23 protein-coding genes are annotated in these 21,370 nt (G+C 62.5%); 16 read left to right on the top strand and 7 right to left on the bottom strand.

The window, feature by feature from the left end; translation table 11 throughout:
* Nucleotides 1-103: 103 nt before the first annotated feature.
* From BXA07_RS18445 to BXA07_RS18430, 4 genes are all read left to right on the top strand, one after another.
* Nucleotides 104-961: a flagellin N-terminal helical domain-containing protein gene (locus BXA07_RS18445; protein WP_076569951.1), complete on the top strand. Its 858-nt coding sequence runs from the start codon at nt 104-106 to the stop codon at nt 959-961.
* A gap of 168 nt (nt 962-1,129) precedes the next feature.
* Nucleotides 1,130-1,987 (top strand): flagellin N-terminal helical domain-containing protein, encoded by an 858-nt coding sequence (locus BXA07_RS18440; protein ID WP_076569950.1) that lies wholly within the window; start codon nt 1,130-1,132, stop codon nt 1,985-1,987.
* A 172-nt stretch (nt 1,988-2,159) separates the two neighbouring features.
* Nucleotides 2,160-3,038, top strand: coding sequence for a flagellin N-terminal helical domain-containing protein (locus tag BXA07_RS18435; RefSeq protein WP_076569665.1), 879 nt, complete (start codon nt 2,160-2,162; stop codon nt 3,036-3,038).
* Nucleotides 3,039-3,094: 56 nt separating this feature from the next.
* Entirely contained in the window at nt 3,095-4,195 is a 1,101-nt protein-coding gene (locus BXA07_RS18430; RefSeq protein ID WP_139335645.1) for a hypothetical protein, read from the top strand.
* Nucleotides 4,196-4,249: 54 nt separating this feature from the next.
* Here the strand turns inward: BXA07_RS18430 and BXA07_RS18425 are convergent, their stop codons facing one another.
* The 7 genes from BXA07_RS18425 to BXA07_RS18395 are packed head-to-tail and all read right to left on the bottom strand — an operon-like array spanning nt 4,250 to nt 10,510.
* Entirely contained in the window at nt 4,250-6,337 is a 2,088-nt protein-coding gene (locus tag BXA07_RS18425; protein ID WP_076569661.1) for a flagellar biosynthesis protein FlhA, read from the bottom strand.
* Nucleotides 6,334-7,473, bottom strand: coding sequence for a flagellar type III secretion system protein FlhB (locus tag BXA07_RS18420; protein ID WP_076569659.1), 1,140 nt, complete (start codon nt 7,471-7,473; stop codon nt 6,334-6,336). Before BXA07_RS18420 ends, BXA07_RS18425 begins: the two co-directional genes overlap by 4 nt.
* Before the next feature lie 20 nt (nt 7,474-7,493).
* On the bottom strand, nt 7,494-8,291 hold the full coding sequence (locus tag BXA07_RS18415; protein WP_076569657.1) for a flagellar biosynthetic protein FliR: 798 nt from the start codon (nt 8,289-8,291) through the stop codon (nt 7,494-7,496).
* Nucleotides 8,292-8,302: 11 nt separating this feature from the next.
* Nucleotides 8,303-8,575 carry a flagellar biosynthetic protein FliQ gene (locus BXA07_RS18410; protein ID WP_034757874.1) on the bottom strand — a complete coding sequence of 91 codons (273 nt, stop codon included), beginning with the start codon at nt 8,573-8,575 and terminating at the stop codon, nt 8,303-8,305.
* 3 nt (nt 8,576-8,578) lie between these two features.
* Nucleotides 8,579-9,349, bottom strand: coding sequence for a flagellar type III secretion system pore protein FliP (gene fliP / locus BXA07_RS18405; RefSeq protein WP_076569656.1), 771 nt, complete (start codon nt 9,347-9,349; stop codon nt 8,579-8,581).
* Complete coding sequence (locus BXA07_RS18400; protein WP_070220030.1) at nt 9,346-9,711, bottom strand: FliM/FliN family flagellar motor switch protein; 366 nt, start codon at nt 9,709-9,711, stop codon at nt 9,346-9,348. Before BXA07_RS18400 ends, fliP begins: the two co-directional genes overlap by 4 nt.
* A 1-nt stretch (nt 9,712) precedes the next feature.
* The gene (locus tag BXA07_RS18395) at nt 9,713-10,510 is read right to left on the bottom strand and encodes a FliM/FliN family flagellar motor switch protein (protein WP_083708389.1); all 798 of its coding nucleotides are present in this window, start codon (nt 10,508-10,510) and stop codon (nt 9,713-9,715) included.
* Nucleotides 10,511-11,135: 625 nt separating this feature from the next.
* On the opposite strand from BXA07_RS18395, the gene BXA07_RS18390 reads away from it, so the two are divergent.
* The 12 genes from BXA07_RS18390 to BXA07_RS18335 all read left to right on the top strand — a co-directional run bounded on the left by BXA07_RS18390 (nt 11,136) and on the right by BXA07_RS18335 (nt 21,325).
* Nucleotides 11,136-11,474: a flagellar hook-basal body complex protein FliE gene (locus tag BXA07_RS18390; protein WP_076569653.1), complete on the top strand. Its 339-nt coding sequence runs from the start codon at nt 11,136-11,138 to the stop codon at nt 11,472-11,474.
* Between the two features lie 60 nt (nt 11,475-11,534).
* The gene (gene fliF / locus BXA07_RS18385) at nt 11,535-13,277 is read left to right on the top strand and encodes a flagellar basal-body MS-ring/collar protein FliF (RefSeq protein ID WP_076569651.1); all 1,743 of its coding nucleotides are present in this window, start codon (nt 11,535-11,537) and stop codon (nt 13,275-13,277) included.
* Nucleotides 13,255-14,295, top strand: coding sequence for a flagellar motor switch protein FliG (locus tag BXA07_RS18380; RefSeq protein ID WP_076569649.1), 1,041 nt, complete (start codon nt 13,255-13,257; stop codon nt 14,293-14,295). The genes fliF and BXA07_RS18380 overlap by 23 nt, the downstream gene beginning before the upstream one ends.
* Nucleotides 14,292-14,981, top strand: coding sequence for a flagellar assembly protein FliH (gene fliH, locus BXA07_RS18375; RefSeq protein ID WP_076569647.1), 690 nt, complete (start codon nt 14,292-14,294; stop codon nt 14,979-14,981). The genes BXA07_RS18380 and fliH overlap by 4 nt, the downstream gene beginning before the upstream one ends.
* Nucleotides 14,978-16,288, top strand: coding sequence for a flagellar protein export ATPase FliI (gene fliI / locus BXA07_RS18370; RefSeq protein WP_076569645.1), 1,311 nt, complete (start codon nt 14,978-14,980; stop codon nt 16,286-16,288). The genes fliH and fliI overlap by 4 nt, the downstream gene beginning before the upstream one ends.
* Before the next feature lie 8 nt (nt 16,289-16,296).
* Complete coding sequence (locus BXA07_RS18365) at nt 16,297-16,734, top strand: flagellar export protein FliJ (RefSeq protein ID WP_076569643.1); 438 nt, start codon at nt 16,297-16,299, stop codon at nt 16,732-16,734.
* Nucleotides 16,735-16,823: 89 nt separating this feature from the next.
* Entirely contained in the window at nt 16,824-18,230 is a 1,407-nt protein-coding gene (gene fliD / locus BXA07_RS18360; RefSeq protein WP_076569641.1) for a flagellar filament capping protein FliD, read from the top strand.
* A 51-nt stretch (nt 18,231-18,281) separates the two neighbouring features.
* Nucleotides 18,282-18,671: a flagellar export chaperone FliS gene (gene fliS / locus BXA07_RS18355; protein ID WP_076569639.1), complete on the top strand. Its 390-nt coding sequence runs from the start codon at nt 18,282-18,284 to the stop codon at nt 18,669-18,671.
* Nucleotides 18,664-18,981: a hypothetical protein gene (locus tag BXA07_RS18350; RefSeq protein WP_076569637.1), complete on the top strand. Its 318-nt coding sequence runs from the start codon at nt 18,664-18,666 to the stop codon at nt 18,979-18,981. The genes fliS and BXA07_RS18350 overlap by 8 nt, the downstream gene beginning before the upstream one ends.
* Nucleotides 18,978-20,072, top strand: coding sequence for a flagellar hook-length control protein FliK (locus BXA07_RS18345; protein WP_076569635.1), 1,095 nt, complete (start codon nt 18,978-18,980; stop codon nt 20,070-20,072). Before BXA07_RS18350 ends, BXA07_RS18345 begins: the two co-directional genes overlap by 4 nt.
* Nucleotides 20,073-20,083: 11 nt before the next feature.
* On the top strand, nt 20,084-20,548 hold the full coding sequence (locus tag BXA07_RS18340; protein ID WP_348532965.1) for a flagellar basal body-associated FliL family protein: 465 nt from the start codon (nt 20,084-20,086) through the stop codon (nt 20,546-20,548).
* A 33-nt stretch (nt 20,549-20,581) separates the two neighbouring features.
* Nucleotides 20,582-21,325 (top strand): FliA/WhiG family RNA polymerase sigma factor, encoded by a 744-nt coding sequence (locus BXA07_RS18335; protein ID WP_076569633.1) that lies wholly within the window; start codon nt 20,582-20,584, stop codon nt 21,323-21,325.
* Nucleotides 21,326-21,370: the final 45 nt, after the last annotated feature.

The raw sequence follows: 21,370 nt of genomic DNA, 5'->3' as shown, positions 1-21,370 counted from the left end.
TGAAAAATTTCCACAAAGAATTTAATAATGAAACCTGACTGGTCGTCTTGTACTGATGAGGGCAACAATGCCACTCAACGAATTTACCTTACAGGAGCAACACATGCTGAGTCTTCATACCAACAATGCATCGCTGTCCGCACAGAACTCGATCGCCAAGACGCAATCGCAACTGTCGACCTCGATGACCCGCCTGAGCACTGGCTACCGCATCAACTCGGCCATGGACGACGCTGCCGGCCTGCAAATCGCCACCCGCCTGAAAGCCCAGACCAGCGGCATGACGGTCGCGATGGCAAATACCCAGAACAGCACCTCGATGCTGCAAACGGCTGAAGGTGCGTTTGCCGAAGTGACCAACATGCTGGTACGCATGAAAGATCTGGCAACGCAAGCAGCCGATGTCTCATCGAATCCAGCGGACAAAACCGCCATGCAGGCAGAATATGATGCACTGGGCCTGGAATTGTCCAACGTGATGAAAAACACCACTTTTGGCGGCGAACCACTGCTCGTCAGTGGCACTGTCTCCAAAACCATGACCTTCCAGATCGGCGCAGCGAGCTCGGAAACCATGAGCATCGATCTAAGCAAAGCCATGAGTAGCATCGGCTCCGCCTTGAGTTCGGCAGCCGCAAACTACAGCAATGCAACTACCGCTACCGGTGCAGAACTGACCGCCAACGCCAACACCGCCATCGGCAGCCTGGTGTCGGCCATCGAAAGCATCAGCGTTGTACGCTCCGCCTTGGGCGCCGCCGCCAACCGCCTCGATCACGTCAACAGCAACCTGTCGAACATCGCCACCAACACCAAGGCCGCAACCGGCCGCATCATGGACGTTGATTTCGCTACGGAAAGCTCGAACATGACCTCGTCGCAGATGTTGCTGCAAGCCGGCACCGCGATGCTGAAACAAAGCAACAGCATGTCCTCAATGGTCATGTCCTTGCTGCAATAATATCGAACGCCACACGCGAACAAACAGGCCCCGGCAAGCGATTGCAGGGGCTTTTTTTATGGTTAAAAAAGATTTCCATAAAGAATTTAATAGTGGAACCTGTCTGGTCGTCTTGTACTATTGAGGGCAACAATGCCACTCAACGAATTTACCTTACAGGAGCAACACATGCTGAGTCTTCATACAAACAATGCATCGCTGTCCGCACAGAACTCGATCGCCAAGACGCAATCGCAACTGTCGACCTCGATGACCCGCCTGAGCACTGGCTACCGCATCAACTCGGCCATGGACGACGCTGCCGGCCTGCAAATCGCCACCCGCCTGAAAGCCCAGACCAGCGGCATGACGGTCGCGATGGCAAATACCCAGAACAGCACCTCGATGCTGCAAACGGCTGAAGGTGCGTTTGCCGAAGTGACCAACATGCTGGTACGCATGAAAGATCTGGCAACGCAAGCAGCCGATGTCTCATCGAATCCAGCGGACAAAACCGCCATGCAGGCAGAATATGATGCACTGGGCCTGGAATTGTCCAACGTGATGAAAAACACCACTTTTGGCGGCGAACCACTGCTCGTCAGTGGCACTGTCTCCAAAACCATGACCTTCCAGATTGGCGCAGCGAGCTCGGAAACCATGAGCATCGATCTAAGCAAAGCCATGAGTAGCATCGGCTCCGCCTTGAGTTCGGCAGCCGCAAACTACAGCAATGCAACTACCGCTACCGGTGCAGAACTGACCGCCAACGCCAACACCGCCATCGGCAGCCTGGTGTCGGCCATCGAAAGCATCAGCGTTGTGCGCTCCGCTCTGGGCGCCGCCGCCAACCGCCTCGATCACGTCAACAGCAACCTGTCGAACATCGCCACCAACACCAAAGCCGCCACCGGCCGCATCATGGACGTCGATTTCGCTACCGAAAGCTCGAACATGACCGCTTCGCAAATGCTGCTGCAAGCCGGTACCGCGATGCTGAAACAAAGCAACAGCATGTCCTCGATGGTCATGTCCCTGCTGCAGTAATCTTTGCCTGGCCGCTTGCGGCCAGCAACGCCAAGCCAGGCTGCGGCCTGGCTTTTTTTATGTGCGAAACGTATTAATTTGACTATATTGCCTTTCGATTTAACAATGCCGGCGCCTTAGTCGCCTATAGAAGATAGACCAGACTCACCTCACCGCCCACCGGAGCCGCTACGTGCTGAGCATTCACACCAATATCGCCGCAATGTACGCCCAAAGCGCAGCCGCCAGTGCGCAAAGCCGGCTATCGACGTCGATGCAACGCCTCTCCACCGGCTTTCGCATCAATTCGGCCATGGACGACGCGGCGGGGCTGCAGATCGCCACGCGCCTCAGCGCCCAGGTGAGCGGCATGACGGTGGCCATGCGCAATACACAGAACAGCACCTCGATGCTGCAGACGGCCGAGGGCGCGTTTGGCGAAGTGACCAGCATGTTGGTACGCATGAAAGACCTGGCCACGCAGGCGGCCGACGCGTCCTCTCACCAGACCGACCGCGACGCCATGCAGGCCGAGTACGATGCGCTGGGACTGGAACTGTACAACGTCATGACGAATACCTCCTACGGCGGCAGCCTGTTGCTGGGTAACGGCAGTGCCGGCAAGGGCACGCTGTCAGAGGCGATGACCTTCCAGATCGGCGCCAGCAGCAGCGAAACCATGCAGTTCGACGTATCGGGCAAGATGGATGGTCTGGATACCTTATTGAAAGCCATTTCCGCCAACTTTGCGCCAGGCGCCACGGCCGGCAGCGAAATTGCCACGAATGGCGGCGCTAACAGCATGATCGACCAGTTGGCGGCTGCTCTCGACCAGGTCGGTGGCGTGCGCTCGGCCCTGGGCGCGGCGGCCAACCGCCTCGACCACGTGCACAACAATCTGGCCAATATGCTCACCAATACCAAGGCCGCCGTCGGCCGCATCATGGATGTCGACTACGCGGCGGAAAGCGCCAACATGGTGTCGGCGCAAATGTTGCTCCAGGCCAGCACGGCGATGCTCAAGCAAAGCCAGAGCATGCAGAAACTGATACTGTCACTGTTACAGCCATGATGGCTGATGCAGCCTGATTCACCAGCTCGTATAGACTCTCTTCCGGACACAGTGGCATGGCGATAGACCGCATTTCATCGGGTAATCCGGTACCCCTGATTACCCAGCGCCTCGACGTCAGCCCCGCGACGCCGATGACGCCGGGCGTGGTGCAGCCGCTGGTGCCCATCGGCCCCTACATGGCGGCCGCGCCCGATGCCGGCACCCTGCCCGCCCAGCTGCAGCAGCCGGGCCAGGACAGCCTGGCTTCCCTCATCAAGCCCAATGCCGATGGTGCCGGCGGCGCCATGCCGCGCGACAGCAGCGCCATGCAGGTCAATCAACTGTTTTTTACGCGCCAGCTGGTCTGGCAGCCGCCCGACGCGGCGCAGCTGGCCGCCTCGTGGCGCGTGATGGTCAAGACGTATGGCGAGCAATACGCCGCCCTGCAGGAGCAGGCGCGCGGCCAGCACGTGCCGGGCAATCTGTTCATGGCCGAGCAGCAGCCGGCCCTGCTGCGCGAAGGTCCGCGCCCGCCCTTGAGCATCGACAGCGAAGCGTGGCGCTTTGCCGTGTATGGCTGGGGCGGCCAGCGCCTGCTGCTGCGCGTGCTGGCCAGCGATACCGACGAGGAAGAAAGCCCGCCCAGGCGCCGTGGCAAGGTGGCGCTGCGCGTCGAACTGATCATCATCGGCATCGGCCGGGTCGTGATCCAGATGGAGCCGTCCGGCGACGGCGTGCTGCTGGAGCTGGCCGCCGACGAAGACCACGCGCTGCGCCATCTGCGCCTGGCGCTGCCCGAGATCGCCGACGCCGTGCGCCGCGCGGGCCTGCGCATCGTGCGCTGCCGCCTGAACCGCCAGCTGCATGCGCAGCGCGTGCATGGCAATTACCCGATGCAGGCGGGCGCCGCTGCGCTGTCGCTGCCCCTGTTCCGCGCCATGGCCGAAGTGGCGCTGCTGCTGACGCAGCCGGAAGCGGAAGCGGCGGCCGATCCTGATGCGCCTGCAGCAACCGCAACCGAAGAGGAAACCATCTTCATCTCGAAGGAAGTGGCGGCGCCGCTCGGTTACGACTACGGCGATAACATTGATCTGCCGCAAGAGGATGTCTTGCTGCTGGCCGGCGGGTCCGAGCCGCAGCGGGACCTGCTGCCGCCCATCGACGAGCAGGATTGATACAGCACAAAAAAACGGTGCCCGAAGCGCCGTTTTTATTACTTACCCCACCGTTTAGCCCACCGTGCCGATGATGCTCACTTCGCGGTTTTCCGGAATTTCGTTGTACGACAGCACATGCAGGCCCGGCGCGAACAGGCGCGCATAGCGGGCCAGCAGCGGACGGATCTGCGGCAGCACCAGCAGCAGCGGCGGCGTGGCCTGCTGCTTCATCTGCTCGCGCGCCACCGGCATGTTCACCTGCAGCTGCGACAGCAGGTGCGGGTCGATCGGGTAATTATCCAGGGTCACCTTGCCCGACTGGCGCGCCTGGTTCAAGGAACCGAGCAGCATGTTTTCCAGTTCGCCGCCGAGGTTAAACGCCTGCATTTCCATCTTCTGGCCAAACAGGCCGCTGACGATCTGGCGCCGCAGCGCGCAGCGCACTTCGGCCGCGAGCAGGATCGGGTCCTTGGTCGTTTCCGAACTGTCGAGCAAGGTGGTGGCGATGGGCACGATATCCTTCAGTGACACGTTTTCCGCCAGCAAGACACGGAACACGCGCAGCATCTGCGTGTGCGTGAGCGCCTTGTCCAGCGCGCCGGCCAGCTTGGGCGACAGGGCCGTCAGGCGCTCCATCAGGTTGGACACGTCTTCGTGGCGAAACAGTTCCGGCAGGTATTCGCGCACCATCTTCGACAAGTGCGTGGCGATCACGCTGGGCGCCTCGATGACCTGGTAGCCGAGGCCCAGCGCATGCGCCTTGGCGCCCGGTTCGATCCACGTGACGGGCATGCCATAGGCCGGTTCGATGCCGGGTATGCCGTCGAGCTGGCCATACACATTGGGCGACGGGATCGCCATCAGGCGGTCGGCCTGCACTTCCGCCTGCGCCACCACGGTGCCCGACAGCACGATCGAGTACTGCGACGGTTTCAGGGTCAGGTCGTCGCGCACGCCAATGTTCGGCAGCAGCAAACCCATGGCTTCGGACAGGCTCTGGCGCACGCCCTTGACACGCTTGTTCAATGGCTCGCCTTGCGTTTTATCAACCATGCCCACCAGTTTATAGCCGAGCATCACCATCAATGGCTGCACGGCCGGCAATTGCTGCCACTCCAGTTCGGCAGGCTTGTCATCACGCAGGGCCGCTTCGATGGCTGCCATGCCGGCCGCGTCGGGCCCCTTCACGCGCTTGGTCAATCGCCAGGCCACGAAGGCCAGCACGGCGGCAAAAGTCATGAACATGAACCATGGCATGCCCGGGATCAGGGCCAGCGCCACCATCATGCCGGCCGCGCTGAAGATCACCGTGGGCGACGTCAGCACCTGGCCCGCCACCTGCTGCTCGAAGTCGCCCGAATCGCTGATGCGGGTGACGAGGATGGCGGCGGCGGCCGACAGCAGCAGCGCCGGGATTTGCGCCACCAGGCCATCGCCGATGGTCAGCAGTGCATACTGGCGGAAAGCATCGCCAAACGACAGGTCGTGCATCAGCGAGCCGATGGCCACGCCGCCCACCATATTGATGATCAAAATCAAGATGCTGGCGACGGCGTCGCCGCGCACGAACTTCGACGCGCCGTCCATGGCGCCGTAGAAATCCGCTTCGGCGGCCACGTCCTTGCGGCGGATCTGGGCTTTTTCCTGGTTGATCAGGCCGGCGTTCAGGTCGGCATCGATGGCCATCTGCTTGCCCGGCAAGGCGTCCAAAGTGAAACGCGCGGAGACTTCGGAAATACGCTCGGCGCCCTTGGTGACGACGGCGAAGTTGATGATCATCAAGATCACGAAGACGACGATACCGACGACGAAGTTACCGCCGATCACCACGTTACCGAAGGCCTCGATCACCTTACCGGCCGCGTCGGCGCCCGTATGGCCGTGCAGCAGCACCACGCGCGTGGACGCCACGTTCAGGGTCAGCCTGAGCATGGTGGTGGCCAGGATCACCGTCGGGAAGACGGAGAAATCGAGCGGCCGCTTGGCCGAGACGCTGACGAGGATGACGATCAGTGCCAGCACGATATTGAACGTGAACAAGATATCGAGCAGCACGGGCGGCAGCGGCAGGATGATCATCGCCAGGATCACCAGCAGGAACAGCGGCGTGGCGAACTTGTGGCGGCGCATTTCGGCAACCAGTCGGTTCAGGAAATTCATGAAGGTACTACCTCGCTCAAATGAGATGGCACGACCACCTCGGTGGGAAATGGGGGCTGGGCGGCACGCTGCCCAGTACGGAATGCTTTCAGCTGCAGGATATAGTTGAGCACCTGCGACACGGCCTGGTACAGCTGCACGGGAATCTGCTGCTGCACCTGGCTGGTGTTGTAGATGGCGCGCGCCAGCGGCGGCAGCTCCAGCGTTTCAATCTGGTGTTCCTTCGCCACTTGCCGGATGTACAGCGCCATCTCGTCGACGCCCTTGGCAACGACAAACGGCGCCTCGGCGCGGTCCTGGTCATACTTCAATGCAACGGCGTAATGCTCGGGGTTGACGATCACCACGTCGGCGTCGGGCACGGTCTTGCGCACGCTGCGCCGGCCGATCTGCTGCTGCAGCTGGCGGATGCGCTGGCGCACTTCGGGCCGCCCTTCGCTGCTTTTATGCTCTTCCTTGACGTCCTGCTTGCTCATGCGCTGGTTGCGGGCAAAGAAAAAGGCCTGCGCCGGCACGTCGATGATGGCGAACAGGATGAAGACGGAAATGAGCGCCATCAGGCCGTCGAGCATCAGGGCCGAGCCATCGAGCATGGCTTGCTGCAGTGGCCGGTGCTGCAAGTCCACGTATTGCGACAGGCTGGAGCGGCTGACGTGCACCAGCACCATGCCCAGCACGGCGGCCTTGGCAATGGACAAGCCGAATTCGAAACCATGCTTGGGCGACACCAGGCGGCCCAGGTTCTTTGCCGGGCTCAGGCGCTCCATCTTCGGCATCCAGTTCTTGCTGCTGATGACCCAGCCGCCCGGAATCAGGGAGCCGAGCACGACGAACAGGGGCACGCAGAACAGGGGCACGATCATCTTGATCAGCAAGCCCACCGAGGTGATAAACGCCATCGACATGGCATTGTCGAGCGCGCCCTTGCTGTCGAGCGGCATGAAGGCCATGGCGAACAGCCCGCGGAAGGTGTCCAGATAGGACGGCAGCAGGAACACGAACAGCTTCATGCTGATCAGGATGCCCAGCGCCGTCGACAGGTCGCGCGAGCGCACCACCTGCCCTTCCTGGCGCGACTTCTTCAGCTTTTGCTGTGACGCCTTTTCTGTCTTGTCGCCCGTGCTGCTATCAGCCATGCGTCACACCTTTCCGTGCGCTATCCATGGGCCACCCGCATCTGTTCGGCGATCATATCGAGCACGCGATTGGTCATGGCGATGTAGTGCTCGGGAATGAAGCGCACGATCTGCGCCAGCATCAGCAGCCCGAACACGGTGATCATGGAAAAGCCCAGCGAAAACAGGTTCAGCGACGGCGCCACGCGGTTCAGGAAACCGAAGCCCAGCTGGACCACCATGGTGGAAAACACGATCGGCAGGGCCAGCAGCATGGCGGCGGCGAAAATCCACGCCACGTTGTAGGCCACCGTCTGCAGCAGCAGCGGGCCGTAGCCCTGCCCCACGGGCCAGGCCTTGAAACTGGCGCCGATCACGCCCGTCAGCACCAGGTGGCCGTCGATGGCGAAAAACACGATCATGCACATGATGGTCAGCAGGCCCGTGATGACGTCCGACGAGGTGCCATTGAGTGGGTCGTTCATGACGGCCATGGAAAAACCCACCTGGCTCGACACCAGGTAGCCGAGCACGGACATCACCGACATGGCGAAGTGGAAGGCCAGGCCCAGGACGAAGCCGATGACGGCCTGCTCCAGGGTTGCGACGATGGCGTACAGGGAAAACGGATCGATCTTCAACAAGTCCTGCGAGATGCCCGAGGCCTGCATGACGGGCAGCATCAGGATGGCCAGCACCAGCGACAGCAGGATCCGCACGGTGACGGGCACGGCGCCGTCGCCGATCACGGGCGAGGCGCTGAGCATGGCCAGGATGCGGCAGAACGGCCACCACACGGCCAGCAGAAACGGCAGCACCTGATTGAAAATCTGATCCATGGCGCGCGGCGCTATCCGACCAGGGTGGCGGCGCGCTGAAAAATGGACACGCAATAATCCATCAGGTAACCGGCCATCCAGCGTCCGGCCAGGATCAGGGCCAGCAGGGTGACCAGCAGGCGCGGCAGGAAACTCATGGTCTGTTCATTGATCGACGTGGCCGCCTGCACCAGCGCGACCAGCAGGCCCATGAGCAGGCCGGGCACGACGAGGATGACCACCAGCAGCATCACGACATGCAGCGCTTCGATGATCAGGTCAACGGCGACTTCAGGGGTAAACATGGGTCAATACGCCTGTATGCTGGTGACTAAGGTATTGACGGTCAGCGTCCAGCCGTCGACGAGCACGAACAGCAGCAGCTTAAACGGCAGCGAAATGACGAGCGGAGACAGCATCATCATGCCCATCGCCATCAGCACGGACGCCACCACCAGATCGATGATCAGGAACGGTATGAACAGCATGCAGCCAATCTGGAAAGCCGTCTTGAGTTCGGACAAGACAAACGCGGCCAGCTTGACCGTGAAGCTGTGGTCTTGCGGGCGCGTGGTCGACGGTTCGCCCGCCAGGTGCGCGATCTGCGCCAGGGCCGCCTTGCTCGTCTGCGCCAGCATGAAGCGCGAAATCGGCACTTCGGCGATCTTCAGGGCTTCCTGCATGCCGATCTGGTCGCGGTCGTACGGTACAAACGCTTCCTTCCACACCTGGTCGCCGATGGGGCGCATGACGAGCAGGGTCAGGATCAGGGCGATGCCGGTGACGATACGGTTGGGCAAGCCCTGCTGCAGGCCCAGGGCCTGGCGCAGCAGGGACAGCACGATGACGAAGCGGGTGAAGCTGGTCATCATCATGACCATCACGGGCAGCAGCCCGAGCAGGGTCATGACGACGAGGATCTGCATCTTGACCGACAGGTCGGTCTTCGCGCCCGGTACCACGCCGGAGAGTAAATCCTGGGCGCCGGCGGCGCCGCAGCACAGCATCAGAACAGGAAGGGCAAGCGCCGCCGCCAGCGTGCCGCGGCGCCGGCTCAAACCGGGTACCGCCAGCTTCATGCTGTCATCAGGTCGAGATTGAGGCCGTCGAGGTCGATGACTTTGAGGCCATAGTTCTCGCCGGCCACCACCACTTCGGCGCGGCCGATGGGCGTGCCGTTGACCTTGATCACCAGCGGTTCGCCGGCCAGCATGTCGAGTTCGATCACGCTTTCGGGGCCGATGGCCATCAATTCTTCCAGCGAAATGCGGGCCGAGCCCACTTCCAGGGTCAGGGTGACAGGGATCTTGCGCATCATTTGCGGAATATCGCGCCGCGCGCGGGTGCTGGCCACGTCGGCGACGTCGCCCTGGTCGATGATCATATCGTCGCCCAGGTCTTCCAGCAGGGTTTCGCTCTGGTTGGTATCGGTCATATTCATATTATTCGACATCTTCAAATGAGGTTAAACAGAGCTTGCCCTTGTGTTCGGAAACGGCTGCCGTAAATAAGCGGGAATCGTCGAGCATCACATCGGTACGGCTCAGGCTGACGGGGATCACATCCCCCACGCGCAGGTCGAACAGGGCGCCCAGCTGCACTTGCTTGCTGACCAGGCGGCCTTCCAGGGTGACCTGCAGGCGCGACGCCAGCGGGCGCACGCTGCGCAGGGCCTTTTTCGCTTGCGCGCGCTCGGGCAACAAGCCGCGCAGCACGTCGGCCATCAGGCGCTTGTCGAGCGAGAACCAGAAGTAACCGCTCTGCCCCGCCTCGACATCGCTGAGCGCAACGGTGACGATCCAGGCGCCGCGCGCCGGGTGCACGCCCGACTGCACGCCGATTTCAGCAGCCGTGTCGATGGCGCTGGCCTTGCCCAGCGCTTGCAGATTTTTGTGGATGCGCGCGAACAGCGTGGTAACCAACTGTTGTCCCAGTACCACAGCCAGGCGCTCTTCGGTGGCCGTCACGCGCACCTGGGCGGGATCGGGCAAGGCGCCCTTGGCCCCGGCGCTGCCGTAGCGATAGTTCAGCACACTGAGCAGTATCTGACGTTCCAGCGTGAAGCCGGCCTGGCCGGCCGGCGTGGAAAAACTCAGCCAGCGGTTGACGCTGTCCTCGTGCTCGACGCGCGACAGGGTCACGGCGTCGATCTGGAAATTGCCCCAGTAGCGCCGGCTCATGGGCTGGCGCAGCGCCCCAGCCAGGTCGTCGCGCAACTGGGCGCCGAATACATGCAGCAAGTGGACAGGACGTCCAAGCAGACAGGAATCCAGGACTTGATGGCGTACGGTTTGATCTGTCTTGGTAATGGTTGTCATGTAGTGGTCATGTCGGTATTGCGGTGGCAGAACAAATTATACGGATCGCCCGAAATTAAATACAGCCTCATCTTGGCATTGCTTACTGTAGCGCAAGCAAACGATTGCGCATCGTAGGCGCATGCTGGATGACTACGGTGCTGAACAATACATGAAAATCCTAAATATTGCCATGTATCAATATTCCTTGAGCCAAAGCTCTCTTTACTTTATAGTTGCCGCGAGGTAAGCTTATAGCGACAAAATGTAGATTTACAGTGCGCCATTCCGCTTAGCTGATCCCGGTTTTTATGGCAATTCAAGTCCCTCTTGTTGCCACCTGTAAACTTTTATCAGTTGTTTGTTGCATGTCATGGCCATGTGAGTCAATGCGTGGGTTTGCTGGATTTGTTTGAATCTGCTTGCAGCGGATGGTGTGGCAACTGATAAAACTGATGGGCCCAGGGAATCGGGCCGGGGCGGCACGGCGTGGCATGCCGTTGCGCCGGCATGGCAACACCAGTATTTCTGATTGATACGTCACCGCATATTGAAAGTAGAGGGCAAGATGAGCAATGAACTCGCAGGTTTGATCAAGGCCGATCTGGCAGCACTGAGCAACGACGCGCGCGCCCTAGGCGCCAGCATCGCGCCGGCCGCCCAGTTCGGTGCGCCGGAACAATCCGGCTTCTCCTTCGCGCAAAGCATGAAAGACGCCGTCAGCAAGGTCAACGGCGAAGACCGCCTGGCCGCGCAAAAAATGAGCGACGTCGACAGCGGCAAGAGCGATGACCTGGTCGGCGCCATGCTGGCCAGCCAGGAAGCGAGCCTGTCCTTCTCCATGTTGATGCAGGTGCGCAACAAGGTCATGGGCGCCGTCGATGAACTCATCAAACTGCCTCTGTAATCTTCACGTCCTGATCCACGCCCAGCCTCCCAGCGAAAGTTACCCCAAGTGATTACCCCCATGAAGTCCGCATTTGCGCGCTGGCGCCTCGGCGCCCAGCCCGCCATCCCGCCCGCGCTGCTGAAAAACCTGGTTCCCATCGTCGTGCTGGCCATCGGCATCACCGCCATGGTGACCATGTATGCCTGGCGCGACCAGGCCAACTACAAGCCGGTCTTTGGCGCGCGCGAAAAAGTGGCCGTGACGGACATGATGGCGACGCTGGACGCCGAGCACATCCCCTACCGTTTGCATCCGGACAGCGGCCAGGTGCTGGTGCCCGACGCCATGCTGGGCAAGGTGCGCATGCTGCTCGCGTCGAAGGGGGTGACGGCCCAGTTGCCGGCCGGCCTGGAATTGATGGACAAGAATGACCCGCTGGGCGTGTCGCAATTCGTGCAGGACGTGCGTTTCCGCCGCGGCCTGGAAGGCGAGCTGGCGCAAAGCATCATGACGATGGACGCGATCGCCTCGGCGCGCGTCCATCTGTCAATTGCAAAATCAACATCGTTTGTCGCCAGCGACGGCGACAAATCGTCCGCCTCCGTGGTGGTGGCGCTGAAACCGGGCCGCACCCTGGCGCCGGAACAGATCGCCGCCGTCATCAACATGGTGGCCGGCAGCGTGGCCAGCCTGGCGCCCACGCGCGTGAGCCTGGTCGACCAGGGAGGCAACCTGCTGTCCTCGCACATCGACCTGGCCGACGGCTTCGACGCCTCGGCTGCCGGCAATGAAGGCGCGAAACGTTTCCAGGATGAAATTCGCCGCAACGTCACGGGCCTGCTCGGTCCCGTCATCGGCGAAGACAACTTCAAGCTCAGCGTGACGGCCGCCGTGAATAACGACCGCGTGGACGAAACGCTGGAAAAATACGGCGAAGCCCCGAAAGTGACGAGCGAGGCGATGCGCGAAGAGCAGGAACGCAACCGCACCGTGGCCGGCGTGCCGGGCAGCCTGTCGAACCGCCCGCCCGCAGCGGCCGTGCCCGCCCCCGCCGATGCGGCCGGCAACGCGCCAGCCGATGGCGCACCGAAGCCGGCCGATGACGGCACGGCGCGCAAGAACGCCACCACGCGCCAGTATGCCTACGACCGCAGCATCACGCAGATCAAGCGCAGCCGTGGCCGCCTGGAAAAACTCAGCGTCGCCGTTGTCCTCAACAGCGCCGCCGCACCGGATCCCAAAACGGGCTGGACGCCCGCTGAACTGGGAAATATTGAAAAAATGCTGCGCAGCGGCCTGGGCATCAACACCCAGCGCGGCGACAGCCTGAGCCTGACGGCACTCGCCTTCCCTGCCAAACCGCCTGTGGCGCAATGGTGGGAAGAGCGCGATACCGTCGTCGATTTCAGCAGCTGGCTGCTGTATGCGCTCGGCGCCGTGCTCGGCTACTTCCTGATCCTGCGTCCGCTGCTGCGCCTGCTGACCACGCGCCTGGCGCCGCCGGCGCTGAAACAGCTCGACCCCGCCCTGGCGCTGGGCGGCAGCGTCGCCGCCGCCGGCGCCGGCGCAAATGGCGCGGCCGTTGCCAGCACTCCGGCGCTGGGCGTGAGCGGCAGCCCGCTGGCACTCGAAGGCGAGGCCGCCGCCGGCAACAGCATGCCGGTCGTGCCGCTGCTGGAAAACTATGACTTGCCGCCGCCCGGCTCGGCAGTCGACGTGATGGTCGACCACCTGAAAGTGCTGGCAGAAAAAGAACCCGAGCGTGTCGCCGAAGTCGTCAAACAATGGATGCAGAAAAATGGCCGAACTCAACAACAATAATTTCCCTGACGATGCAGAAGTCGAGAACGTCAGCCTGAACCCCGTGGAACAGGCCGCCATCGTGCTGCTGAGCATGGGAGAAGAACAGGCCGCCAACGTGCTGCGCTGCCTGTCGCGCGAAGAATTGCTCGAAGTCACGCAAGTGATGTCGCGCATGAGCGGCATCAAGGTCGAAGCCGTGAAAACGGCCATGCAGACCTTCTTCGACGACTACCGCCAGCAAAGCGGCGTGCACGGCGCCTCGCGCAGCTACCTGAAGCGCTCGCTGGACATGGCGCTAGGCAGCGATATCGCCAACAGTGTATTGAACAACATCTACGGCGACGCCATCCGCCCCAAGATGGCGCGCCTGCAGTGGGCTTCGCCAAAATGGCTGGCCGAATACATCGTCAACGAACACGTGCAGATGCAGGCCGTTTTCCTGGCCTTCTTGCCGCCCGCGCTGGCCGGCCAGATCCTCGACGCCCTGCCCGTCGACGGCCGCGACCTGGTGCTGCTGAACCTGGCGCGCCTGGACGAGATCGACCGCGACCTGCTGGTCGAGCTCGACGAGCTGGTGGGCCGCTGCCTGGGCACGCTCGACACGCAAAGCACCAGCGTGGAAGGCATCCGCCAGGCGGCCGAGATCCTCAACCGCATGCCGGGCAACCGCGCCGCGCTGGTCGAGCTGCTGCGCGCGCACGATCCGGACGTGGTGTCGGAAATCGAACTGAGCATGTACGACTTCCTGATCCTGGCCACGCAGAGCGATGTCACGCTCACGCGCATCCTGGAAGACGTGCCGATGGAACAGTGGGCCATCGCGCTCAAGGGTGCGGAACCGTCGATCCGCGAGGCCGTGCTGAAAACCATGCCGCGCCGCCAGGCGCAAAGCTTCGAGGACATGATGCGCCGTTCCGGCCCCGTGCCGCTGTCGCGCATCGAACAGACGCGCCAGGAAATCATGGCCACCGTCAAGGGCCTCGCCGACGCTGGCGAGATCGAAGTGCAGCTGTTTGCCGAAGCGGTGATCGAATGAAGCACTTTCGCTCGTATCGCTTCCCGCCCCTGTCGCAATTCATCGCCGCCGGCCAGCGCGCCGCCAGCGAGGATACGGACGGCCAGTGGCAGGCGTCCGTCTCGGAAGGCTTCGAGCAGGGCCAGCGCGACGGCTACGAAGTGGGCCTGGTGCAGGGCCAGCAGGACGGCTACGACGCCGGCCGCAGCGACGGCATGGCGCAGGGCCGCGAAGAAGGCCGCAATGAAACCCTGGTGGCGCTGGACCGCCTGGCCCGTCCCGTCGACGCCATCTTGCGCGACCTGAAGAAGGTGCGCGCCGATTACCGCGAAGCGCAGCGCAAGGAAGTGGTCGACCTGGTGGCCAAGGTGGCGCGCCAGGTGATCCGCGCGGAACTGGCCTTGCAGCCGGTGCAATTGCTGGCCCTGGTCGACGAGACCCTGGCCTCGATGCCGCCCACGCGCGAGGAAATCGACGTCTTCCTCAACCCGGAAGAACTCAAACGCATCAGCGAACTCGATCCGAAGCGCGCCAAGCGCTGGAACCTGATCGCCGATGCGCGCCTCGACGCGGGAGAATGCCGCATCAAGGCGGGCGACAATGAAGTCGATGCCGGTTGCCATCAGCGCCTGTCGGCCTGCATGGAGCAGGTCAGCAGCCACCTGGCGCTGGCCGCCGAACACGCTGACCAGGGCGCGCCTGCATGATCGCCGACACGCTGCGCAGTTTCGAGATCGGCGATATCCCGGTCGCGACCCCGACGGGCCGCCTGGTCGGCGCTTCCGGCCTGCTGCTGGAAAGCGCCGGCTGCCGCCTGCACACGGGCCAGCGTTGTCAAATTGAAACTGTCAGCGGCGAGTGGCTCGACGCGCAAGTCGTCGGCTTTCGCGAAAAACTGTCGTATTTAATGCCATTCAAGAAGGCGACGGGACTGACCACGGGCGCGCGCGTGCTGCCCCTGCCCGACAAGGCCAGCCTGCAGATCGGCCCGTCGTGGCTGGGCCGTATGGTCAATGGCCTGGGCGAACCGATCGACGACCTGGGCCGCCTCGGCGGCGAACATACCCTGGAAGTCACGCCGCCAAAAATCAACCCCCTGAAAAAACAACCGGTCATCGAGCCGCTGGACGTGGGCGTGCGGGCCATCAACAGCATGTTGACCCTGGGCAAGGGCCAGCGCGTGGGCCTGATGGCTGGTTCCGGCGTCGGCAAGAGCGTGCTGCTGGGCCTGATCACGCGCCAGACGGTGGCCGATGTCGTCGTCGTCGGCCTGATCGGCGAACGGGGCCGCGAAGTGCGCGAGTTCGTGGAAAAGTCGCTCGGTGCCGAAGGCTTGAAAAAGGCCGTGCTGGTGATTGCGCCGGCCGACGAGTCGCCCTTGATGCGCATCATGGCCACCGAACTGTGCCATTCCATCGCCGCGCATTTCCGCGACCAGGGCAAGCACGTGCTGCTGCTGGTCGATTCGCTCACGCGCTATGCGATGGCCTTGCGCGAAGTGGCGCTGGCCCTGGGCGAACCGCCGGCCACGCGCGGCTATCCGCCGTCCGTCTTCTCGAACCTGCCGCAACTGGTGGAAAGCGCCGGCAATGGCGCCCACATGGACGGCAGCATGAGCGCCATCTACACGGTGCTGGCCGAAGGCGACGACCAGCAGGACCCGGTGGTCGACACGGCGCGCGCGATTCTCGACGGCCACATCGTGCTCACGCGCGAACTGGCCGAACGGGGCCACTACCCCGCCATCGACATCGCCGCCTCGATCAGCCGCTGCATGGCGCAGGTGATCACGCCCGAGCACATGCAGGCCGCGCGCGCGCTGAAGGCATCGATGGCGCGCCACGCGCGCGTGCGCGACCTGATTCCGCTGGGCGCCTACGTGCCCGGCGCCGACCCCATCACCGACCGCGCCGTGCAACTGCACGGACCCATCGAAGCGTTCCTGTGCCAGGGCACCAAGGAAGAGGCCCCGATGGGGCCGTGCATCGCGCAACTTGAACAGATCATGGCCTAGGAGCATACGTGAGCGACGCCCATACCATCCGCAACCTGACCACCCTGGTCGGCCTGCGCAGCACCGAAGTGGAACGCCTGCAAAGCGAAATGGCGGCGCAGACGGCCGTGCGCGAGCGCTACCAGAAAAACCTGGAACGCCTGACAGGCCTGTACACGGACAGCGGTCCCAGCGGCGCCCTGCCCCTGGCCCTGTCCGTCAACTGCGGCAACTTCAAGCAAGCCGTCATGCAGATGGCCGACCAGCACCGTACCGACCTGCATTTACACGAAGCCAACATGGCCGTGTCGCAGCGCGCCCTGAATACGGCGTGGGCCAAGCGCGAGGTGCTGGACCAGGTGCTGACGCAAAAGCAGAAGTATGTTGCAAATGAACAACATCGGGCTGACGCCAAGCGGCAGGATGAGCTGGCGACCCAATTCTGGTTCCGCGGGCAGGTAAAATGAAGTTTGTGTAAGTTTCTTTCAGGAAAACTTCACAAAACGGGAATGGGGGTCGCCTTGTACCGGTATATCCCTTTATTCAGGAGTCTGGCATGGCAAGCGTAATTACCTCACCGCAATACGATCCGATCCCAACGGCTGAGAAACTGGCGACCAAGGCTGTCGCAGGGCAGAAAGCGGCTCTGGCGGCGCAAACGGCACTGGCCAATAACACCAGCACGGCGCTGGGCAACCTGAAGTCGGCCATCTCGACCTTCCAGAGCGCCATGTCGGCCATGACCAGCAGCAAATCGGTATTGAACCAGTCCGCCACCTTCCCGACCGCCGGCTATGGCACGGCTACGGCAGGCATCAAGGCCGTGCCAGGCTCATACAGCTTTTTCGTGGAAAAACTCGCCACGGCCAGCCAGGTGTCGTATGGTGGCTTGACCGCTACCCAGACCCCAGTTGCCGGCACGAGCACCCTGAAGGTAAAGATCGGCGCCAGTGATTCTTTCGATGTCGACCTGTCCACCGCCGACAAGGATGGCAACAATTTGCTGACACCACAGGAAATTGCAGCCGCCATCAATGGCGACAGCAAGAACAATTCCCGCGTGACGGCCTCCATCGTCACCATCAACAGCACGGCGCAACTGGTGCTGACGTCGAATCTCACCGGCCTGGACAACGCCGCCACGCTGGACTCCGGCGGCGTCGGCGATCCCAATCTGGCGGCCGCGCTGGACACGAATTCGTCCAATTACAAGGAAGTCGTCAAGGCTAATGACGCCACCGTCTGGCTGGGCGGCAAACCGGACGGCACTGCTATCACGCAAGCGTCGAATACCTTCACCAACGTGCAGGATGTGAAAATCACCTTCACCCGCGCCATGATGGTCAGCGAAGCGCCCGTGCTGCTGACCGTCGCCACGGACAGCACCGGCACCGCCGCCAACGTGCAAGCGTTCGTCGATGCCTACAACAAGCTGAAAACCCTGATCGATGGCCTGGCCAGTCCCGGCAACCCGGAAAAGAACGTCGCTGCGGGCATCTTTGCCCATGATTCCGGACTGAACGCGCTGCGCAGCAGCATGGGCAATGCCCTGCGCCTGAGCATCGGTGGCGATTCGCTGGTGTCGTATGGCATCACCGCTCAGCGTGATGGATCTATGAGCCTGAATACGGCCAAGCTGACGGCCAAGCTAGCCACCAATCCGACCGGCCTGGATCAGCTGTTCGGCAATAACAGCCTGTCCGCCCCGGCCGGCGTGCTGGGCAGTCTGGACAAGGTACTTGGCCAGTGGAGCAATATCACCAAGGGCCAGATCATGCAGCGCCAGGCGGCCACGGACAAGCTGCAGAAAAGCCTGCTCAAGAGCGGTGAACGCCTCACGGCCCAATATGACACGGCATACAAACGTTTCCTCGATCAATTTTCACGCCTGCAAGTAATGCAGGAACAAATGAGCAAGACGTCCGATATGTTCGATGCCATGTTCAGCAACAACAAATCCTAAGGCGGATGCGCCTGCCGCGCCGCCCCACGTTAACATAGCGAGAAGACAACAATGTTAAACAATGAAGCTTACGGCAACTACCACGCCGTCAACCTGGATGCCCAGACTGCCCGCGCCACGCCGGTCGAACTGGTACTGGTGCTGACGGACGGCTTGCTGGAAGAACTGGCGCGCGCGCGCGGGCATATCGTGGGCAAGCGCTACGAACAAAAAGCCATCAGCCTGGATAAATGCACGCAAATCATCAATGGCCTGTCGAGCTCGCTCGATTTCGACAATGGCGGCGAAGTGGTGGTCAACCTTGCGCGCCTGTACGACTACTGCGTGGCGCGCCTGTACACGGCTGGCATCAAGCTCGACCCGACTCTGATTGATGAAGTGACTACCTTGATGACCACCATCAAGCGCGGCTGGGTGGGTGTCCAGGCCAACCATGGCTAGGCGCGCTGCGCTGCAGCAGCTGAGCCGGCAATTGAGCGCGGCGGTTGCCGAGTCGGACTGGGATGCGATGGAAAAACTCTCGGCCAGCCTGGCGAAAAATATCCCGCTGCTGGCCGAACGGGGCGCATGGACTGCGCTGGAACAAACAGAATTGTTGCAATTGCGCAAAATTCACGCGCAAGCGGTTAAAATTTGCTCTGAGGAAAAAGAACGCCTGGGCTTGCACCTGGGTGCATTACAGGCAAATAAGGAAGGTTGGGTCGCCTACGCTGCGCTCGGCGAATACGACTCTGAAGGGTATCAAGCATGATCATGAACTTCAACACGGCGAATGCGGCGCCAGCGGCGGCACAGACGGCCACCCTGCCCGGTACGCCAGGCTATGGCAGCAATGGCGCCACGCCCTCGGCCCTGCCCCTGTTTGCGCAGGTGTTCGATGTGACAGGCGCGCAGACGGCCGATAGCGATACGCCCGCGCCAGCCAGGGACAGCGACAGCCAGGCCGACAGTGGCCTGCCAGCCATGGCCGCCCCGCTCATCGGCTTGCCGGTGACCATGCTGCCGCCAACGGACGCGGCCGCAGCCGAGACGCGCGCCGCCGCGCAGGCACAGGCTCAGACACCAGTGCAGGCGCATGTGGCGCAAGCCAATCCGGCACTCAACATCAGCCTGCATCCGGCGGCCGTCACCCTTACCGCGCAGGCAATGGCGCAACCGGCAGGACGCGACACGCGCGAACCGCTGGCTGCGGCCAATCCGGCGACAGCCGCCAAAGGGGGCGTGTCGGCCCAGCCTTTCGAGTCGCTGCTGCAGCAAGGCACGCCGGTAACGGCCGCCGCCCCCGCGGCTGCGGCGCGCGAAGGCGAACGCGGCGCTGCGACGCCGGCGCCACCCAATCTGGGCCTGGCGGGCGCGGTCGGCAATGCCGCCCCGGCAGCCCCTGGCGCCGACACCATCAAGCTCAACGGCCCAGCACAGCAATGGCAGGAACCGCTGCGCGAGGCGCTGGGCGAACGTCTGCAGACGCAAATCGGGCGCAACAGCGAACACGCGACGATCCGTCTCGAGCCGCCCATGCTGGGCCGCATCGACATCTCCATCCGCCACACGGCCGGCACACTGCAGGTGAACGTGACGGCGTCGAACTCCGAAGTGTTGCGCCAATTGCAAGGCATCGGCGAAAACATGCGCAGCGACCTGGCGCAGCGCCAGTACACCGACGTGGCCGTCAATATCAGCGCCACCCCGCGCAGCCCCGCCGCCCAGGCCTTTGCCGACGGTGACGCGCGCGGCCAGCGGCAGTCCGGCCGCCAGAACGACGATGCGGAGCCGGGACGCGCCCTGTCCGACGGCAGCACTGCCGCTACCACGTACGCCATGCCTGAGCGAGAAACCACCTGATGAATATGAAAATGAAACTGATAGGCGGCTTTATCGCCGTGGCCGTGCTGGCCGCCGGCGCGGCCGGCGGCGCCATGTGGTACCTGGCCAAACCGGTCGCCGGCCATGCCGATGTTGCCGAAGCGAAAGCCCCGCCACCGCCCGCCACGGGCAAGAAGGCGCGCAAGTTCATCACGCTCGACAAGGTCATCGTGATGCTGCGCCGTGGTCCCGGCGAAGGCGACACGCATTACCTGTCGGCCGACCTGGTGATCGCCACCACGGAAGAAAAGGAAAAGCTGACCAAGGACCACTTGCCGCTGATGCGCTCGATCGCCGTCAGCACGCTGTCGAGCTTTCCACTGGACAAGGCGCAAACCATGACCGTGGAAGAATATGCCGAGCAGATCAACAAGGCCTTCAATGTCAGCTATGAACGCGAGCAGATGGAAAAGCCGTTCACCGAAGTCATGGTCGGCAAGCTGATCATTGAGTAAGCCAACACGCCAGCCGACCTAGTGGGAGATCCCTTGGCCTATGCAGAGCAATACCAGGAAGCGTATGGCGCCGGCGAATATGCCGCCGCCAGCGCTTGCGCGGCCGTGCTCAGCGTTACTGAAGAGCAACAACATCTGGTGGCGTACGCCCCTTTGGTGAAGCGCATCGTGCGCCAGCTCAATTCGCAGGTGTCGGGCGCCATCGACCGCGACGACATGGAACAGATAGGCCTGATGGGCCTGCTCGAAGCCTTGCGCCGCTACGGCGTGCCCGACCAGTCGTTCGGCAGCTATGCCAGCCTGCGCATACGCGGCGCCATCCTCGACGAACTGCGGCGCCAGGACTGGCGCCCGCGCGCCGTGCGCCAGGAAAGCCATCGCCTGCGCGACAGCGTGCGCGCCCTGACCCGGCGCCTGGGGCGCGAGCCGCAGGAAGCGGAAATCATGGCGGCCCTGAAGCTGACGCCGGAAGCGTACCAGGAGTACCAGTTGGCGGAAAACGCCGAGCTGATCGCCAGTTTCGACGAGGTGCTGCAGGAAAGCCTGGGGCAAGCGGACAGCGCACCAAGCCCGGAAGAGCAATTGATGGTGCGGCGCAGCCTGGAACAGGCCCTGCGCGCGCTCGACGAACGCGAGCAGCGCGTGATCCAGATGTATTACGAATTCGAACTGAGCTACAAGGAAATTGCTGCCGTGCTGGACCTGAGCGACGCCCGCGTCTGCCAGCTCAACAAGACGGCACTGGGCAAGATGAAAGCCATGCTGCAGGACGCATAAAGTTAAGCAACATCCATCAAATTGACGCAGCACAATGACGCAGAA

It is taken from the genome of Janthinobacterium sp. TND4EL3 (assembly GCF_900156175.1).
Taxonomy (GTDB): domain Bacteria; phylum Pseudomonadota; class Gammaproteobacteria; order Burkholderiales; family Burkholderiaceae_D; genus Janthinobacterium.
This window is presented reverse-complemented; position numbering and strand designations above follow the sequence as displayed.

Coding starts and splice junctions, on each gene's coding strand:
- BXA07_RS18425 (WP_076569661.1), bottom strand. CDS start 6,337: ATGAATTTCCTGAACCGACTGGTTGCCGAAATGCGCCGCCACAAGTTC.
- fliF (WP_076569651.1), top strand. CDS start 11,535: ATGAAGTCCGCATTTGCGCGCTGGCGCCTCGGCGCCCAGCCCGCCATC.
- BXA07_RS18400 (WP_070220030.1), bottom strand. CDS start 9,711: ATGAATATGACCGATACCAACCAGAGCGAAACCCTGCTGGAAGACCTG.
- BXA07_RS18445 (WP_076569951.1), top strand. CDS start 104: ATGCTGAGTCTTCATACCAACAATGCATCGCTGTCCGCACAGAACTCG.
- BXA07_RS18345 (WP_076569635.1), top strand. CDS start 18,978: ATGATCATGAACTTCAACACGGCGAATGCGGCGCCAGCGGCGGCACAG.
- fliS (WP_076569639.1), top strand. CDS start 18,282: ATGTTAAACAATGAAGCTTACGGCAACTACCACGCCGTCAACCTGGAT.
- BXA07_RS18420 (WP_076569659.1), bottom strand. CDS start 7,473: ATGGCTGATAGCAGCACGGGCGACAAGACAGAAAAGGCGTCACAGCAA.
- fliD (WP_076569641.1), top strand. CDS start 16,824: ATGGCAAGCGTAATTACCTCACCGCAATACGATCCGATCCCAACGGCT.
- fliP (WP_076569656.1), bottom strand. CDS start 9,349: ATGAAGCTGGCGGTACCCGGTTTGAGCCGGCGCCGCGGCACGCTGGCG.
- fliI (WP_076569645.1), top strand. CDS start 14,978: ATGATCGCCGACACGCTGCGCAGTTTCGAGATCGGCGATATCCCGGTC.
- BXA07_RS18440 (WP_076569950.1), top strand. CDS start 1,130: ATGCTGAGTCTTCATACAAACAATGCATCGCTGTCCGCACAGAACTCG.
- BXA07_RS18415 (WP_076569657.1), bottom strand. CDS start 8,291: ATGGATCAGATTTTCAATCAGGTGCTGCCGTTTCTGCTGGCCGTGTGG.
- fliH (WP_076569647.1), top strand. CDS start 14,292: ATGAAGCACTTTCGCTCGTATCGCTTCCCGCCCCTGTCGCAATTCATC.
- BXA07_RS18410 (WP_034757874.1), bottom strand. CDS start 8,575: ATGTTTACCCCTGAAGTCGCCGTTGACCTGATCATCGAAGCGCTGCAT.
- BXA07_RS18380 (WP_076569649.1), top strand. CDS start 13,255: ATGGCCGAACTCAACAACAATAATTTCCCTGACGATGCAGAAGTCGAG.
- BXA07_RS18390 (WP_076569653.1), top strand. CDS start 11,136: ATGAGCAATGAACTCGCAGGTTTGATCAAGGCCGATCTGGCAGCACTG.
- BXA07_RS18340 (WP_348532965.1), top strand. CDS start 20,084: ATGAAACTGATAGGCGGCTTTATCGCCGTGGCCGTGCTGGCCGCCGGC.
- BXA07_RS18430 (WP_139335645.1), top strand. CDS start 3,095: ATGGCGATAGACCGCATTTCATCGGGTAATCCGGTACCCCTGATTACC.
- BXA07_RS18350 (WP_076569637.1), top strand. CDS start 18,664: ATGGCTAGGCGCGCTGCGCTGCAGCAGCTGAGCCGGCAATTGAGCGCG.